Origin of the sequence: Mesorhizobium sp. B2-3-15 (genome assembly GCF_006442875.1) — a bacterium.
GTDB classification, from domain to species: domain Bacteria; phylum Pseudomonadota; class Alphaproteobacteria; order Rhizobiales; family Rhizobiaceae; genus Mesorhizobium; species Mesorhizobium australicum.
In genome coordinates this window covers 445391-461653 of the sequence record NZ_VFVO01000001.1, presented here as the reverse complement: position 1 = coordinate 461653, position 16263 = coordinate 445391, and the positions used below count along the sequence as shown (strand labels likewise).

General features: G+C 65.5%; 11 protein-coding genes. 6 read left to right on the top strand and 5 right to left on the bottom strand.

Going from position 1 to position 16263, the window contains the following annotated elements:
- The first annotated feature begins 226 nt into the window (after nucleotides 1–226).
- The 5 genes from FJ954_RS02265 to FJ954_RS02245 all read left to right on the top strand — a co-directional run bounded on the left by FJ954_RS02265 (nucleotide 227) and on the right by FJ954_RS02245 (nucleotide 9986).
- Entirely contained in the window at nucleotides 227–2440 is a 2214-nt protein-coding gene (locus FJ954_RS02265; RefSeq protein WP_181177730.1) for a hypothetical protein, read from the top strand.
- A gap of 10 nt (nucleotides 2441–2450) precedes the next feature.
- A complete protein-coding gene (locus FJ954_RS02260) occupies nucleotides 2451–6299 on the top strand; it encodes a DUF11 domain-containing protein (RefSeq protein ID WP_140660282.1) in 3849 nt (1282 codons plus the stop codon).
- A 220-nt stretch (nucleotides 6300–6519) separates the two neighbouring features.
- Nucleotides 6520–7197 (top strand): ribulose-phosphate 3-epimerase, encoded by a 678-nt coding sequence (gene rpe, locus FJ954_RS02255; protein ID WP_140660281.1) that lies wholly within the window; start codon nucleotides 6520–6522, stop codon nucleotides 7195–7197.
- A gap of 369 nt (nucleotides 7198–7566) precedes the next feature.
- On the top strand, nucleotides 7567–8304 hold the full coding sequence (locus FJ954_RS02250) for a GntR family transcriptional regulator (RefSeq protein WP_015314660.1): 738 nt from the start codon (nucleotides 7567–7569) through the stop codon (nucleotides 8302–8304).
- 155 nt (nucleotides 8305–8459) lie between these two features.
- Nucleotides 8460–9986, top strand: a complete 1527-nt coding sequence (locus tag FJ954_RS02245; protein ID WP_140660280.1) for a malonyl-CoA synthase — start codon at nucleotides 8460–8462, stop codon at nucleotides 9984–9986.
- Between the two features lie 33 nt (nucleotides 9987–10019).
- On the opposite strand, the gene FJ954_RS02240 is transcribed toward FJ954_RS02245, so the two are convergent.
- From FJ954_RS02240 to FJ954_RS02220, 5 genes are read right to left on the bottom strand one after another with little or no spacing between them, the layout of a single operon-like run.
- Nucleotides 10020–11132 carry an NAD(P)/FAD-dependent oxidoreductase gene (locus FJ954_RS02240; RefSeq protein WP_140660279.1) on the bottom strand — a complete coding sequence of 371 codons (1113 nt, stop codon included), beginning with the start codon at nucleotides 11130–11132 and terminating at the stop codon, nucleotides 10020–10022.
- Nucleotides 11133–11142: 10 nt separating this feature from the next.
- Nucleotides 11143–12315 carry an N-acetylglucosamine-6-phosphate deacetylase gene (gene nagA, locus FJ954_RS02235; protein WP_015314657.1) on the bottom strand — a complete coding sequence of 391 codons (1173 nt, stop codon included), beginning with the start codon at nucleotides 12313–12315 and terminating at the stop codon, nucleotides 11143–11145.
- Nucleotides 12312–13346, bottom strand: a complete 1035-nt coding sequence (locus tag FJ954_RS02230) for an SIS domain-containing protein (RefSeq protein WP_140660278.1) — start codon at nucleotides 13344–13346, stop codon at nucleotides 12312–12314. The genes nagA and FJ954_RS02230 overlap by 4 nt, the downstream gene beginning before the upstream one ends.
- Nucleotides 13343–14125, bottom strand: coding sequence for a GntR family transcriptional regulator (locus FJ954_RS02225; RefSeq protein WP_140619779.1), 783 nt, complete (start codon nucleotides 14123–14125; stop codon nucleotides 13343–13345). Before FJ954_RS02225 ends, FJ954_RS02230 begins: the two co-directional genes overlap by 4 nt.
- Nucleotides 14122–15003, bottom strand: a complete 882-nt coding sequence (locus FJ954_RS02220) for an N-acetylglucosamine kinase (protein ID WP_140660277.1) — start codon at nucleotides 15001–15003, stop codon at nucleotides 14122–14124. Before FJ954_RS02220 ends, FJ954_RS02225 begins: the two co-directional genes overlap by 4 nt.
- 200 nt (nucleotides 15004–15203) lie before the next feature.
- On the opposite strand from FJ954_RS02220, the gene FJ954_RS02215 reads away from it, so the two are divergent.
- Entirely contained in the window at nucleotides 15204–16154 is a 951-nt protein-coding gene (locus FJ954_RS02215; protein ID WP_140660276.1) for an N-acetylmuramic acid 6-phosphate etherase, read from the top strand.
- The last annotated feature ends 109 nt before the right edge of the window (nucleotides 16155–16263 follow it).

Here is a 16263-nt window from a genome sequence, read left to right as displayed (position 1 = left end):
GCTAAGCAGGCTCTCAGGACCCGGTAAGGCGTTCCGACGAAAGCCCCTGTTCACAAGAAATACCGTCCGCCCACCGGTTCTCCGGCGCCGCACGGCTTGGCGCGTATATAAGAACAGGCGGCATCGCGCGCAAGCATTCTGCGCAACGCTTCCATGAACCTTTCCGCGCCGGCCCGCGACTGATGTCCAGGTGCCGCATGGTGCGGCCCCGGAAAGGAAGCCCCCCATGACCAGCAACCCAGAGACTCCATGGTCTCCGGGACCAACAGGAGCTCGGCGCGACCACCGCCTTCGGGACGGGGTCGATGCGCTGGGCTTCCCGCTGATTCCGTTGACCCTGCGCAGGAGCAGGCGTATCGTCACTATGAGGAAAGCAGACAATTCGATCAGGGAAGAACGAGCCGGACCACCGCGCCTTGCCCTGATTTGCGCGGCAAGTCCGGGCGTCTCTCCGCTGGACTACGGGGGTAGTGTCATGTCTCGCATCCGCGGCGCGTTCGTGCCTTTTCTTGAGTTCGACAACCGCTTGCGCGGTGCATTGCAGGCCGCCGGCCTGCTGGCTCTGGCGCTTGCCGCCAGCCAGTGGCTGGGCGCGGCCGCCCAAGCGCAGGAAACCCAGATCATCTATCCAGGCTCGATGGCGGTCACCGGCTTTCCCGGCACCATCATCCCCAATGTCGACGAGGGGTTGCCGCCCGGCGTCGATCCGGTCGACGAGACCTTCATCGACATCTCGCGCGCCACCTTGCGCGTCTTCGACGTTTCACACCTGGGTGGTCCGGCTTCGGGCCAGCTCGTCTTCACGCCGCCGCCTTTCGAGGTGACAGCAGGCCAGATCGGTGAGGTGTTCGGCCTCACCTATGATGACGGCGTGCGCGACGGTGTGCCGTCTGGCGTTCCCAACCTCTATGCCGCCGCCACCTCGCTGCATGGCATTGAGATCGTCACGCCGGACGCAGACAAGGACGGCAGGCCGGAGCGGCAGCGCCGCGGCACGGCGGGCGCCACCTTCATGGAGGGCCAGTTCGGCACCGAAAACGGCGGCGGGCCGGGCACCATCTGGAAGATCGACGGCATCACCGGCCAGGTCGCCAAATTCGCCGACATCGACACCAACAGCGGACCTGGCATCGGCAATATCACCTTCGATCCCGCCCACCGCCAGTTCTTTGCCTCCGATCCCGACACCGGCCTGATCCATCGCATCGACGCCGACGGCAGACTGGTCGACACGTTCGACCATGGCGGCGCCGGCCGGCCGGCGCATGGGCTGGCCCCGGTCGCCGACGATGGCGCGGTGATGGACGTACAGGGCGCGGCCTTCGATACCGAGGACCCCGACAGCTGGGGCTACACCCAGGACGAGCGCCGCGTCTGGGCCGTCTCCTATCATGGCGGCCGGCTCTATTATTCGGTTGGCGAAAAGTCGGAAATCTGGTCGGTGGGCATTGCCCGCGACGGCACCTTCGCCGGCGATCCCCGCTGGGAACTGACTGTGAGGGCCGACAAGGACTACGCCGTCACCGACATCGCCTTCGACAACAGCGGCTTCATGTATCTCGCCCAGCGCGGCCCGATCGAAAACCGCTATGATTACAGCCGCTTCGCCGATTCCGGCAAAGGCGAGGTCATCCGCTACTTCAGGGAAAATCCCGACGATCCCTCGACGGAATCGGTCTGGGTGGAAGCGCCGCAGGAATATGCGGTCGGCTTCCCGCAAGGCAACAGGCAGTCGGCCGGCGGCGTCGACCTGCAATATGGCTACGATGCCGACGGCAATCTCGACACCTCGGTCTGCACCCAGACCTTGGTCAACACAGGCGACAAACTGCGCGACAACCCCGAGTTCGCCGAAAAGCTCGCCGCGGGCGGGCCGCTTGCCGTGCACGGCGTGCAGATCACGCCCAAGGAGCTGGTCAAGCCGGCCAACGTGCCGCCCTTCGGCTCCTGGTTCGTCGATTTCGACGGCTATTTCGAGGATCCCGAAGTGGAAGGCCATGTCGGCGACGTCGCCGTCTGGCATCCCTGCGAGGGCCGGGCCGGCTATTATGAGGACATACCGGGCGGCTATGAGCCCCCCTTCTACCCGCCGGATTTCCTGCCGCCGGGCAATCTGCCTCCGTGTCTCGATGTCGAGGACGTGCAGTATTACTGCACGCCGCGCGGTCTCGAGGCCGATCTCTATCTCCATGACCATGCCGGCTTCGGCGGCGATTCGATCAAGGCCCAATCCAGGACGCCAGGCGTCGCGGTGACCTCACCTATGTCGCATGCACCGGGCAAGCCTTACACGATCGACATCACCGGCCACTATCCGGGCGACAGAGTGGATGTTGGACTTTGCTTCTACAGGAAGTCCGACAAGGACAAGGGTGGCTACTACCCTTGCTGCAAGATGACCTTGCCGCTCCGGACCCCAGCCGTCAGCTGCGAACGTTGAGGAGGCAAAGATGAACAGTCTTGCCCCATCCCCGCTCGCGGCCAAATCCCCAAAAGCCGTCATGGAGACGATCATGAAACCCCTGTCACTCGCCAGGCGCGGCGCGCGCTGGCTGATGGCGGCCGGGATCGCGGTCGCCCTTGCGCCCGCACTGCCGGCATCCGCCGCCCAGGCCGTCCAGGCTGTCACCAGCCAGGATGTGCAGCCGCTGCAGCTCGACAATCCGCGCATCATCAACCCGGAATCCGGACGTGTCGTGCCGTTCTTCACCAAGACCGGTGGCCAGCGCAGTTGCGACTATGTCTTCTATACCTTGACCTTCGGACTGCGCGGCAATCCGCAAGGCTTTGCCAATCCTGCCCTCGAGGCGGCGCTGAAGAAAGCCAAGCTCGACTTCAAGGACCAGCTTCCGCACGGTCTTTCGATCGTCAATGTGACAGTCTCCGGCGACGGCACCGATGCATCGGGTGGGGCCTTGCCGGGCGCTGTCGTAAGCAATTCGGCCGGCCCCAACGACACGGCAACGGTTTCCGATTTCCGGATTTCCGCCAGCGATCTCGATGGCTCGGGCGCACTGAACGAACGCGTCATCACCTTCCGCATCACCGCCAAGATCGACCACGCCGCGTTTCCAGCGCCGGTCAACGTCGACAACCAGGGCATGATAAAGGTCACCGGCGGCACCGGCACGGGCACCATCATCCCGTCGCAGGATCCGGGCAAGCCGGACGACGGCAACATCGCGACCGGGGAAAAGACCTCGATCCGGATCGACCTCACCAAATGCGACAAGCAACCTCCGCCTCCAACCGACCATGAGTGTTTCAAGGTCGAACGCGGCACGGTCGACTGCGTGCCCGGCGGCGGTGCCTTCATCTACCACATGCCTGTCGGCCCCGAGATGGGCGGCAAATGGGTGCAGGTGTCGACGACCTCGCCAGGCATCAGCATCATCCCCGACACCCAGAAGGTGCCGGCGGGCGGCGGCGTGCTCAACTGGAAGATCGTCGGCGCGTCACCCGGCGACGTCATCCACCTCATCGTCACCGGTATCGAGACCTATGCCGGACCGAAGGAGGGCTGGGGCCTGTGCTGCACGCAAACCATCGACATCGTCATCCCGCGTGACCAGAGGTGCCCACCCAGGGATAAGGAACCGGACCTCAAGGTCGAAAAGCATGCCGACGTCACACGCTGCACGATGGGCGGCGGCTGCGACTTCACTATCCGGGTCACCAATGTCGGCACAGCGCCTTACAACGGTAAGATCGTGCTCGACGAGGTGACGCTGCCGGCCGGCTCGACGCTGAGTTCAGGGCCCAATCCGCCCTGGGTCTGCGCGCCGGGAACCACCCCGATGACGTGCACCTACCCGGTGACCACGCTCGCTCCGGGAGCCTTTGTCGACCTCAAGCTCGGCTTCAAGCCGGCCGGAGGCTGGCAAGGCAGCGCGCTGCGCAACTGCGCCACCTACAATTACGGCGCCAGCGGCAAGCCGCTGTTCGGCAGCCAGGCCAATGACCGGGGCTGCGCGTCGATCCCGATCTGCCGGCGCGGCGACCGCAATCCGGATTGCCAGCCGCCGGTCGAGAAGAAGGTCGACCTGATCCTCAAGAAGCGTGCCCGCACCGAAGTCTGCACCGCCGATGGCGTCTGCACCTTCATCATCGACATCATCAACAACGGCACATCGACCTACAATGGGCCGCTGACGGTGATCGACAACTACCCCGGCGGCGCGCCGGCGTCCTCCACCTTCGGCCCGAGCCCGCCCTGGACATGCGGCCCTAACGGCCCCGGCCAGTTCCGCTGCGACAATGCCGGCATCTCGCTGCCCGCGGGCGCCTCGACACCGATCTTCGTCAAGGCGGTCATGCCGGCCGGCTACCGGTCCGACACGGTCGAGAACTGCGCCGAGGTGAAGGCCATCCCCGGTGAGGTCGATCTAACCAACAACAAGGCCTGCGCCAAGGAACGCATCCGCCATCCCAACAGCGGCCAGCCGGCCTTGCGCATCACCAAGGTGTGCAACGGTTCGCTGGCCGGCGCGGCGCTGGTGTCCTGCCGCATCACCGTCGCCAATGTCGGCACGGCTGCCCCCACCGGTCCGGTGCGGGTCAACGATGCCGCCACGCTGGTGTCGGGCGGAGCGCCTGTCCAGATCCAGACCGTAACCCCTGACGGCGCGGAATGGGCATGCGGACCGGTTCCGGCCAATGCGTTGTCGTGCCAGATACCGGGCGCCGTCATGACGCCCGGAACCTCCAGGCACTTCGACGTGACGGTTTCGGCCAATGGCGAATTCGAGAACTGCGCGCGCGGCTCCTATGGGCCGGCGCAGGGCGACGACGTCGTCTATCCGATCGGCCAAGCCTGCGCCAGGGGCGGCGGCTCCTCGACCATCCGTGTCGAGAAGACCGGCGACCGCGAATGCAGGCTGGGCCAGCCCTGCTCGTTCGACATTACCATCACCAATGACGGAACGAGCCCCTTCTCGGGCCCGGTCCGCATCGGCGATGCGATCGGCGTCGATGGGCTTGGCCGGCTGGAAGGCGTCGCGATCACTTCGATCGAGCCGCCCTTCGGCTGTTCGCCGGAACCGACGACCTTGCCGGCCTCCTGCATCGCCAACCTGACGCTCGGCGCCGGCGAAAGCCGCTCGCACCGTGTGACCGTGGTCATCCCCGACGATGGGCGTCTTGCCAACCTGCAGGGCAACGTCAACGGCCGGAACTGCGTTGGCGTGCTCTCTCCCGACACACGGGTGCAGGGCGGCGGCGACGTGCTGTCCAACGACGCGACCAACGTGCAGGGCGATCGCGGCAAGGCCTATGCGTGCCATCCCTTCGTCATCACGCATGAGGTGAAGAACCAGTGCTCGCCGGGCTTCGTCATGAACGATGCCGGCCGCTGCGTCTGCCCGGAAGGCACCACCTTCCGCAACGGGCAATGCACCAACCTTCTGCCGCTGCCACCTCCGCCGCGCTGCGTGCTGCTCGAAGGCCAGATCCGCACCGAGGACGGACGTTGCGTCTGCCCGCGCGGCACGGAGCTGGAGAACGGAAAATGCGTCGGGACCGACAAGCCCGAGCAGTGCACCATCCGTGGTCAGATCCACAATGCGGACGGGGACTGTGTCTGCCCGCAAGGCACCGAGGTGCGAGACCGGGCCTGCCGCCAGATCCGGCCAAAGCCGCAGCAGTGCCGCATTCCTGGCCAGGTCCGCAATGCCGATGGCGATTGCGTCTGCCCGCAAGGCACCGAGATGCGCAATGGCGCCTGCCGTCCGGTCCGGCCGAAGCCCGAGCAGTGCACCATCCGTGGCCAGGTCCACAATGCGGACGGGGACTGCGTCTGCCCGCAAGGCACAGAGGTGCGAGACCGAGCCTGCCGGCCGATCAGGCCGAAGCCTGACCAGTGCACCATCCGTGGCCAGGTCCATGACTCCGACGGCAATTGCGTTTGTCCGAGGGGTACCGAGGTGCAAGGCAATGCCTGCCGGCGCAAGCAGCCGCAGTTGGAGCAGTGCGACATACGCGGCCAGGTCCACAACAAGCGCGGCGAATGCGTCTGCCCGCGTGGGACCGAGGTGGTCGACGGCGCATGCCGCAAGCCCAGGCAAGAGAGCGAATGCGCGCCGGGCTCGCAGATGGTCAACGGCCAGTGCCAGCCGATCTTCAGGCGACACTGTCCGGAAGGCATGGTCGGGCGGTATCCGAACTGCCGGCCGATGCGCGGGCAGCCATCGCTGGAAATCGATCCGGGGCAGTTGCTGCAATTGCTGCCGCGGCGCAGGCAGCCGATCGACCAGCAGCAGGACCCGGTGCCAAACAGGGTGCTGAAGCTTCAGCAGCAATAGGCACCCGCGCGACGCCAGACGAAGACCCGCTGGAGCAATCCGGCGGGTCTTTCTTCATGATCCAGGCAGGCGGAGGTTGGCGGCGACGGGATCGGGAACGCCGAGACGTTACCCCTGCCTGTGGAACCGCTGTACTGGCGCCCTCGACAAGTCCGCGGGAGCGCTTTAGGCAGTCGGTACGCAGCGATCGTATCAAAAGGGCGCCCGGAAAGGCCGCGAGATGAGCAAAAAAACCTTGATCGCACCGTCGGTGCTGGCATCGGATTTCTCGAAGCTCGGTGACGAGGTCGAGGCGGTGGTGGCGGCCGGTGCCGACTGGATCCATCTCGATGTGATGGATGGGCATTTCGTGCCAAACATCACCTTCGGCCCGCCTGTCATCAAGGCGATCCGCAATCGCACCAAGGCCTTTTTCGACTGCCACCTGATGATCGCGCCAGCCGATCCCTACCTCGCCGCCTTTGCCGAAGCCGGCTGCGACGGCATGACGGTGCATGCCGAGGCCGGGCCGCATCTCGACCGCTCGCTGCAGACAATCAGGAACCTCGGCAAGAAGGCGGGCGTGTCGCTCAATCCGGCGACGCCGGAAACGGCGATCGAATATGTGCTCGACCGGCTCGACCTGATCCTGATCATGACCGTCAATCCGGGTTTCGGCGGGCAGGCCTTCATCCCGGCGATGGTCGACAAAGTGAGAAGGATCAAGGCGCTGATCGGTGACCGGCCGATCCGCATCGAGATCGACGGAGGCGTCTCGCCGGAAACCGCCCCCTTGGTCACCGCTGCCGGCGCCGACGTGCTGGTGGCCGGTGCTGCCATCTTCAGGGGTGGCAGTGTCGAGGCCTACCGCGCCAATATCGAAGCGATCAGGGCGGCGGCCGACAAGGCCGCCGGCTGACACAGCGCGGTCATTCCGGCACCAATTGCTACGGATCGGCGTCGTTGTACATCCGAATCAGGTTGCGCGACGATCTGATTCGGGCAGTCGTCCGCTGTCTTTGCGCGCGACAGAAAAGATGCTCGCATGGGAGCACAAGAAACAGATGATCCTGCGTGCATACAAAACACGTTAAACTTCTGCTGGTTGTAGAAATATTCGAATTCTCGCGATCGGCCCCGCGGATTGGGTATATTCCATTGTCCTAAAGTACAATAGCGCGATCTTCTGCTTGAGTGCCGGAAGCGTCACGCTATATGGTACGCGTACGGAGAGAGAATCTCGGACTCGAATTGCCCAGGACGACAGTAAGGGGACAAGGAGTCGCTTTTGACATACGGAGCTGCCAATCTGAACGACGACGGCACAGGAGCCAAGAGCACGCTTGCCAGCACGGTCTATCACCAATTGCGTGATGATCTTCTCAGCGGCGCTCTTGAAACCGAAAGCAAGCTGCGCGTCGAGTGGGTCGTTTCCAAGTATGGCGCCGGTGCCTCTCCGGTTCGTGAAGCCCTCAATCGCCTTGCCTCCGAAGGTCTCCTTGGCCGCCATGACCAGCGTGGCTTTTTCATCATGCCGGTCAGCGCGACGGAACTCGAGGAACTGACGCGCACGCGCTGCTGGCTCGAGGAGCGGGCGCTGCGCGAATCCATTGCCCACCGCACCGCCGAATGGGAAGAACAATTGGTGCTGGCGCTGCATCGCCTGGGGCGGGCCTCACGGCTTTCACCGCAAAGTAGCTCGTCGCTCAATCCGGAGTGGGAGAAAGTGCATCGCACTTTCCATCGGGTGCTGATCTCGGCGTGCCGGTCGCACTGGCTGGTTGGTTTCTGCGACCAGCTTTCCGATCACGCCTACCGCTACAGGCAAATGGCCAATGACGGGGAGAGCATCCAGCGCGACGATTTCGCCGAACACCGGCTGATTGCTGAAAATGCGCTGGACGGCAATGCGGATGGTGCCGTCCAGGCCCTGATCGATCACTACCAGCTGACCGCCGCCATGTGCATGGAACGCTTCAGGCAAGGCGAGGCACCCGCCGGTCCGGGTAAGCGCGCCCAGCGTTGACGGCTGTTTGGTCGGCGCTCTCTGCCGTCCCATCCCTCGAATCTTTTCAGTGGACGCCGGGCAGCCGGCTGCGGCCTTGACGGCAGGGCTGGGAAACGCGAACTCTTCGTCGCGTGCCGCCCAAGATCGCGGCCGGCGTCACCTGGGAAGATTTCATGAGCAATCATCTGTTCGATGCGTTCCGGTCCCGGATGCCGGCGCCTGGGCGCCTGTTGATGGAAACCGATGATGGACGCTCGCTCACCTATGGCGACATGCTGGCACGGTCGGCGCAGCTTGCGCATGCGCTCCTGCAAATGGATGTCGCGCCCGGCGACCGGGTTGCCGTGCAGGTCGAGAAGAGCCCGGAGATGGTTTTGCTCTATCTCGCCTGCTTGCGCGCCGGCGCCGTCTTCCTGCCGCTCAACACCGCCTATACGCTGGCCGAGCTCGGCTATTTCTTTGGGGATGCCGCACCTCGGGTGATCGTCTGCGATCCGGCACGGTCGGCGGACATCCGTGGGATGGTCGAGCCGTCCGGTGCCGTCGTGGTCACGCTCGACCGCGGTGGCCAGGGATCCCTCGCGGACCAGGCATCGCGTCAGTCTTCCGAGTTCCACGATGTGGAGCGCGGCGCGGACGACCTTGCGGCGATCCTCTACACGTCGGGAACGACCGGCCGTTCGAAAGGCGCCATGCTCAGCCATGAGAATCTCGCCTCGAACGCGCGGGTGCTGGTCGAGCAATGGCGTTTCACCAGGGATGACGTGCTGATCCACGCGCTGCCGATTTTCCACACCCACGGCCTGTTCGTCGCCACCAACGTCACCCTGATGGCCGGCGCCTCGATGCTGTTCGAGCAGAAATTCGACGCGAGCCGCATCGTCTCGCTGCTGCCGCGCGCCACCGCGCTGATGGGCGTGCCGACCTTCTATACCAGGCTGCTGCAGCAGGACGGGCTGGATCGCGAGGCGGCGAAAAACATCCGGCTGTTCGTGTCTGGTTCGGCGCCGCTGCTGGCCGAAACGCACAACGCCTGGCGCGAGCGCACCGGTCACGCCATCCTCGAGCGCTATGGCATGACCGAGACCAACATGAACACCTCCAACCCCTATGAGGGCGAGCGGCGCGCCGGCACGGTCGGCTTTCCCTTGCCCGGCGTGTCGCTGCGCATCGCCGATCCCGATTCCGGCAAGCCGCTCGCCCAGGGCGAGGTCGGCATGATCGAGGTCAAGGGTCCGAACGTGTTCGGCGGCTACTGGCGCATGCCGGAAAAAACCAAGGCGGAATTCCGCGCCGACGGCTTCTTCATCACCGGCGACCTCGGCATGATCGACGCCGACGGCTATGTCCACATTGTCGGTCGCGGCAAGGACCTGATCATCTCAGGCGGCTACAACGTCTATCCGAAGGAGCTCGAAAGCGAGATCGACGCGCTCGACGGCGTCCTGGAAAGCGCCGTCATCGGCCTTGCCCATCCGGACTTCGGCGAAGGCGTCACCGCGGTCGTCGTACGCTCGCCCGCGTCGCGGATCAGCGCGGCCGAGATTCTCGACGCCATCACCGGCCGCATGGCGAAGTACAAGCATCCCAAACGGGTGATCTTCGTCGACGACCTGCCGCGCAACACGATGGGCAAGGTGCAGAAGAACCTTTTGCGCGACAGCTACAAGGATCTCTACGTCTCAAATAAAGCCGGCTAAGCAGATGTCGCGCTCCGGCGCGCGAACGCTGGCTCAGGTCGGGTACAACAGTTCGGCGACATGGTCGGCGATCGCCAGGCTCGCCGTCAGACCGGGGCTCTCGATGCCGAACAGATTGACGATCCGGCCCACGCCGTGATCGGCCGGTCCCTGAATCACGAAGTCCGCCGCTGGCTGTCCGGGGCCCGAGAGCTTCGGCCGGATGCCGGCATAGGCCGGCTGCAGGGCGCCATCCGCGAGATCGGGCCAATAGCGGCGGATCGCCTCGTAGAAGACGGCGCTTCGGCTGGGATCGACAGTGTAATCCACGCTGTCGATCCATTCGACATCGGGGCCAAAGCGCGCATTGCCGGCGAGGTCGAGCGTCAGGTGGACGCCGAGGCCCCCTTCGACCGGAACCGGATAGATCAGCCGCGAAAACGGCGACCGCCCGGGAAGCGCGAAATAATTGCCACGCGCCAGCCACTGCCGGGGGATGAGATCCCTTGGGAAACCCTCGATCCGACTGGCCACCGCCTGCGCATCGAGGCCGGCTGTATTGACGAAAGCGCCTGCCTCCACGGCGAAGGTCTCGCCATTGGCGTCACGCGTGTCGATCCGGATCCCATCGGCTTCGATCGCCGCCCCGGCAACGCAGGTGAGGAAAGCGAAGGACGCGCCTGCGGCTTCAGCGTCACCGCGCAGCGACAGCATCAGCGCGTGGCTGTCGACAATGCCCGTCGATGGCGACAGCAGCGCGCCGGCGCATCTCAGCGCCGGCTCCAGGCTTTCGGCCTCGGCGCGTGTCAAAAGCTGGAGATTGTCGACCCCGCAGCGTTTCGCATTGACCTCGATCGCCCGCAGCCCGTGCGTCTGGCCGGGTTCGCTGGCGACGATCAGCTTGCCGGCGCGGCGATGGCCGACAGTGTGTTCGGCGCAGTATGCATAGAGCTGCCGGCGCCCTTCGACGCACAGCCGGGCCTTCAGGCTGCCGGGCGCATAATAGAGCCCGGCATGGATGACTTCGGAATTGCGCGAGCTGGTGACGGTGCCGATCGCGTCGGCCTTTTCGATCACCACCACCTCGCGGCCCGACAAGGCAAGTGCCCTGGCGACGGCAAGCCCGACGACGCCTGCTCCGGCGACGACACAATCGATTGTCTGCATGGCCTCGCTCTCAGCGCGGAGCGGCAGCCTCGAACACCTTGTCGCCGCCGATCCAGACGCTTCCTATGTCAAGATTGTCCGACAGCGCAACGATGTCCGCCGCCGTGCCATTGGCGAAGCGGCCAAGCCGGTGCGACTGGCCGATCGCCTGGGCCGGGTAGAGCGAGGCCATGCGCAAGACTTCGGACAGCTCGAGCCCGACAGTGCGGTGCATGAACCGGATGGCCGAGATCATGTCGAGGTCGGCACCGGCCAGCGTCCCGTCGGCAAGCCTGAGGCTGCCATCCCTGCGGTAGATGGTGCGGCCGTTGAGCGTGAACGAACTCATCTCGGTGCCGATCGTCGCCATCGCGTCGGTGACCAGCACGATCCTGCCCGGTCCCTGCTTGGCGTCGAGCGCGATCCGGATCGTGGCGGGGTGGACATGGATGCCGTCGGCGATCAGCCCCGCCGACAAGGCGCCGATGTCGATGGCGGCGCCCGCCAGCCCGGGCTCGCGGTTGCCGATCTGGCTCATCGCGTTGAACAGGTGCGTGACGACGCTGGCGCCGGCCTCGGCAAAGGCTTTAGCCGTGGCATGGCCAGTGTCGGAATGGCCGAGGCTGACGATGATCCCGGCCTTGGCCAAGGCCTTGACGCGGGCAGGATCGACGGATTCCGGCGCGATCGTGGTGAGCAGCACCGGCAGCTTCTGGCGCGCCGCGATCAGCATGGCCTGGTCGGCGTCCGTCATCGGCCGGATCAGCGCCGGATCATGCGCACCCTTGCGGGCAATCGACAGATGCGGACCTTCCAGGTGCAGGCCGAGGAAACCCGGCACTTTTTGCAGCGCTGCCGCTTCGCCGGCGGCGATCGCGGCGGCGGTGATTGCGGGCGTGTCGGTGATCAGCGTCGGCAGCAGCGCCGTCGTGCCGAATGGCGCGTGCGCGCGGCAGATGGTTTCGATCGAGGCGACATCGGGATGATCGTTGAGCATCACACCGCCGCCGCCATTGACCTGGATGTCGACGAAGCCCGGCACCAGCATGCCACCGCCGGTGTCGACGGCACGGATATCCCCGGGCAGCGCGCCTTGCGGCAGCATGGCCTCGACGAGGCCGTCGCGCACGACAAGGGCCGCGCCTTCGTGCCAGTCGTCGCCGTCGAAGATGCGGGCGCCGGTCAGGGCAAAACGGTCGCTCATACGGTCTCCGTCACCTTGCGAAGGTTGCGCGGCGCGTCCGGATCGAGGCCGCGATGGCGGGCAAAGGCCTCGACGAACATGTAGAAGGAGACGATCAGCGTCAGCGGATCGGTCAGCGGGTGACCGGTGGCGACATGCGGCAGGCGCGTGGCGCGGTTGGCGAGCGCCGAGGTGACGAAAACCGGCGCGCCCTTGGCCGCCAGGCTGTCGGCGGCGTCGGCGACCGAGGGCTCCGACGCGTCGCGAGCGGCCAGCGCCAGCACCGGAAAGTCGGGGCCGATCAGCGCCAGCGGGCCATGCATGACTTCGGCCGCGCTATAAGCCTCGGCATGCATGCCGCAGGTCTCCTTGAACTTCAGCGCCGCCTCGTTTGCCATCGCCGCCGACGGACCGCGGCCGAGAATGAACAGCGACTTCTGCTTCTCGATCGTCTCGGCCAGCACGCTCATCCAGTCGCAGGCGATCGCCTTGCCGAAATGCTCGGGCAGGCGGGCCAGGGCCGCGAGAAGCGCGTCGTCCCCGGTCGAATGCGCCATGAGGGCAAGACCGGCAACGGCGGAATTGATGAAGGTCTTGGTTGCCGCGACGCTGCGCTCCGGCCCGGCGAGTATGTCTATCGCATAGTCCGAGGCGCGCGCGAGCGGCGAATCGGCGGTGTTGGTGACGGCAATGGTCAGCGCGCCGCCGGCCCGTGCGGTTTCGGCCATCGCGACGATGTCGGGGCTCTTGCCCGACTGCGAGATCGCCAGGCAGGCCGAGCCGTCAAGCCGGAGCTTGCGACCATAGATCGAGGCGATCGACGGTCCGACCGAGGCGACGGCAAGGCCCGCGGTCAATTCGACGGCATATTTCATGAAGGTGGCGGCATGATCGGACGAGCCTCGCGCCACGGTGACGACGAAATGCGGGTCGCGCTCCTTGATGCCGCGCCCTGCTTCGGCCAGCACGGCACCGGAGCCGTCGAGCAGGCGGGCGACGGCTTGCGGGATCTCCTCGATCTCGCGCTGCATATGCGTGGTGTTGGCAATCATGATCGGCCCTCTTCGCTCGGCCCTGTCAGCCGCAGTTCGGCGACGAAATCATAGGCGTCGCCCCGGTAGATGGAGCGGGTGAACTCGATCACCTTGCCGCTCGCCAGGTAGGAAATACGCTCGATATGCAGGCCGGCAATGCCCGGCGGCACTTCGAGCAGGCGCGCATCGCCCTCGCCGAGATTGGCGGCGGAGATGCGCTGCACCGCACGCACCGGCCTGTTGCCGGTCAATTCCAGCGCCGCGTAGAGCGAGGAGCCAATTCCAGCCGGGTCCGGCAGCACGCTGGCCGACAGCGAAGCGCGTTCGATCGCCAGCGGCGTGTCGTTGGCGATGCGCAGGCGCGCCACGCGCGCCACCAGTTCGCTCGACGACAGGCCAAGCACCATCATCTCGTCGGGCGAGGGCGCGTAAAGGCCACGGTCGAGCCAGGCCGAGCGCACCGCCATGCCGCGCCGCGCCATGTCTTCGGTGAAGGAGGTCAGCCGCGACAGCGACTGCTCGACGCGCTCCATGCGCGGCGCCACGAAGGTGCCCGAGCCATGGCGCTGCACCAATATGCCACCCTTGACCAGATCTTGCACCGCCTTGCGCACGGTGACGCGCGAAATGTCGGCCTTGGTGGCGATGTCGCGCTCGGAAGGCAGCGCGTCGCCCGGGCCGATCAGGCCGCGATTGACGGCGTCCTCGATGCTTTTCCTGAGCTGCAGGTAAAGCGGCGCGCCGCTTTGCGAGGATTGTTTGAGCGTGGCGAAGATCTGGTCGGCGGCATCGCTCATCGCGCGGCCTCCGCGCGTCCAGCGAAAAGGCGTGCCGCCATCTGCACGGCACCGCCTAGCGCATCGTCGAGCGGTTCCTTCAGCAGGGCGCGGTAGCGCGCCGACAGGCGCGGCGCATAGAGCGGCGCCAGCCCGCCGAGCAGGCAGAGCGGTGCTCCGGCGGCGAGGTCGAGCGCGCCGAGCGAGGCCTCGACATCGGCGACCGCCTTGTCGAGGATCCAGTTGGCGACAATGTCACCTTTTTGCGCGTGCTCGAACACTTTCGGCGCGAAGCCGCCGAAATCGCCGGGCTTGGCGTTGGTGGTGAACTCGACGACGTCCTCGGGATTGTTGCGGAAAACGGCCATCATGCTGTCGGTCAGCGGCGAGGCCTGGCGCACGCCATCATGCGCGAGCAGGGTCTGCTCCAGCAGGTCGCGGCCGATGCGGGCGCCGCTGCCCTGGTCGCCGACCTGGAATCCCCAGCCGCCGATGGCGCGCGATTTGCCATCCTTGCGCGCCATATAGGCGGTGCCGGTGCCCAGGATCGCCATCGCGCCGTCACCGGAACCGACCGCGCCTTCGAGCGCGATCTCCGCATCGGTCTCCACGCGGCTGGTGCTGAACGGCAGGATCGCCTCGAGCTGCTGCCGGTAAGTGCCGACATTGGCGCCGGCAAGGCCGAGGATGGCGGGTGTTTGCGGGATCAGGTCCGGATCTTGCCCGGCGGCGATGAAAGCTTGCCGCGCCGCATCGACGATGTTCGAGCGGGCGCCAGTGAGGTCGGTGCGGATGTTGGCGGCGCCGCTTTTGGCGCGGCCGACAACAGCGCCGTCCGCCGTTGCCAGTGCGGCCCTGCAGCTGGTGCCGCCGCCATCGATACCGAGCACGAATTTCACGCGATTTTCTCCTCCGGCAGGATAATACCAATAAAATACCAATAGCCAAGAGTTAATTTCCGTTTCAAAAAGATTAAGCCGTATTTTATTGAAAAGCTTCCGCAATTCGTCGGCTTAGCGATTTCCTGACTGCGAATTCGTTAATGCATGTGGACAAGTGGTATTTTTTTGGTATTGTTTTGTGGATCGGAGGAACTGGGATGGCCGAAACGCGCACCGAAGCGCTGCATGGGAATGCCGAGGGGCTGGATATCCAGGCTCCCGAAGTCATCCTTGCTTCGCTGGCCGATGCGCAGGTCGAGGCCGCCAAAGCGGTCCGCAACGCCATTCCCTCCATCGCCAGGGCAGCCGAGATCATTGCCGGCCGCCTGAGCGGCGGCGGCAAGCTTGCCTATGCCGCAGCCGGCAGCTCCGGCCTGATGGCGCTGGCCGATGCGCTGGAATTGCCGGGCACGTTCGGCATCCAGCGCGACCGCATCGCCATCCTGATCGCCGGCGGCGACGACGCCTTGAGGACACTGGCCGGCGGGCCCGAGGACGACGCCGAGGAGGCCACGACGGCGGTTGCCAATGCGGGTGTCGGCGTGGGCGATTGCCTGATCGCCCTCTCCGCCAGCGGCACGACGCCCTATGCGGTGGGCGCCATCGAGGAGGCGCGGCGCCGGGGAGCCGCCACCATCGGCATCGCCAACAACAGGGGTTCGGCTCTGCTCCAGCAGGCCGACACCGCCATCCTGCTCGAGACACCGCCGGAAGTGATCGCCGGTTCGACCCGCATGGGCGCCGGAACGGCGCAGAAGATCGCGCTCAACATGCTGTCGACGCTGACCGCCGTTCATCTTGGCCATGTCCATGACGGCTATATGGTCAACCTCCTGGCCGACAATATGAAGCTGCGCGACCGGGCGGCGCGCATCGTCGCCGCCGTCAGCGGCCGCGGCCAGGAAGAGGCCGCCAGCCTGCTCGAAAAGAGCGGCGGCGCGGTCAAGACAGCCATTCTGCTCGCCGCAGGCGCCGACAGCGCCGATGCGGCGCGGAAGATACTGGAACGGACAGGCCAGAAGCTGCGGCCAGCCCTTTCCGCGCTGGGGCACGATCCCGAAAAGTGGAAACCGCTTTTCGGAAAAGATCACGCTCGAACAAAGAAATAGGCCAGTTTCATCCCGATTCCCATCGGGGTGAAATGGGCTTGCGAGGGGAACAAGGGCTCCAAAGCCTGGGTTCTCATCAAAACCGAACCTGAAAAAGGTCAACAGGGAG

Excerpts from the sequence above, each read along its gene's own strand:
- FJ954_RS02225 (WP_140619779.1), bottom strand. The coding sequence starts at position 14,125 with ATGAGCGATGCCGCCGACCAGATCTTCGCCACGCTCAAACAATCCTCG.
- FJ954_RS02245 (WP_140660280.1), top strand. The coding sequence starts at position 8,460 with ATGAGCAATCATCTGTTCGATGCGTTCCGGTCCCGGATGCCGGCGCCT.
- FJ954_RS02260 (WP_140660282.1), top strand. The coding sequence starts at position 2,451 with ATGAACAGTCTTGCCCCATCCCCGCTCGCGGCCAAATCCCCAAAAGCC.
- nagA (WP_015314657.1), bottom strand. The coding sequence starts at position 12,315 with ATGAGCGACCGTTTTGCCCTGACCGGCGCCCGCATCTTCGACGGCGAC.
- FJ954_RS02265 (WP_181177730.1), top strand. The coding sequence starts at position 227 with ATGACCAGCAACCCAGAGACTCCATGGTCTCCGGGACCAACAGGAGCT.
- rpe (WP_140660281.1), top strand. The coding sequence starts at position 6,520 with ATGAGCAAAAAAACCTTGATCGCACCGTCGGTGCTGGCATCGGATTTC.
- FJ954_RS02230 (WP_140660278.1), bottom strand. The coding sequence starts at position 13,346 with ATGATTGCCAACACCACGCATATGCAGCGCGAGATCGAGGAGATCCCG.
- FJ954_RS02215 (WP_140660276.1), top strand. The coding sequence starts at position 15,204 with ATGGCCGAAACGCGCACCGAAGCGCTGCATGGGAATGCCGAGGGGCTG.
- FJ954_RS02240 (WP_140660279.1), bottom strand. The coding sequence starts at position 11,132 with ATGCAGACAATCGATTGTGTCGTCGCCGGAGCAGGCGTCGTCGGGCTT.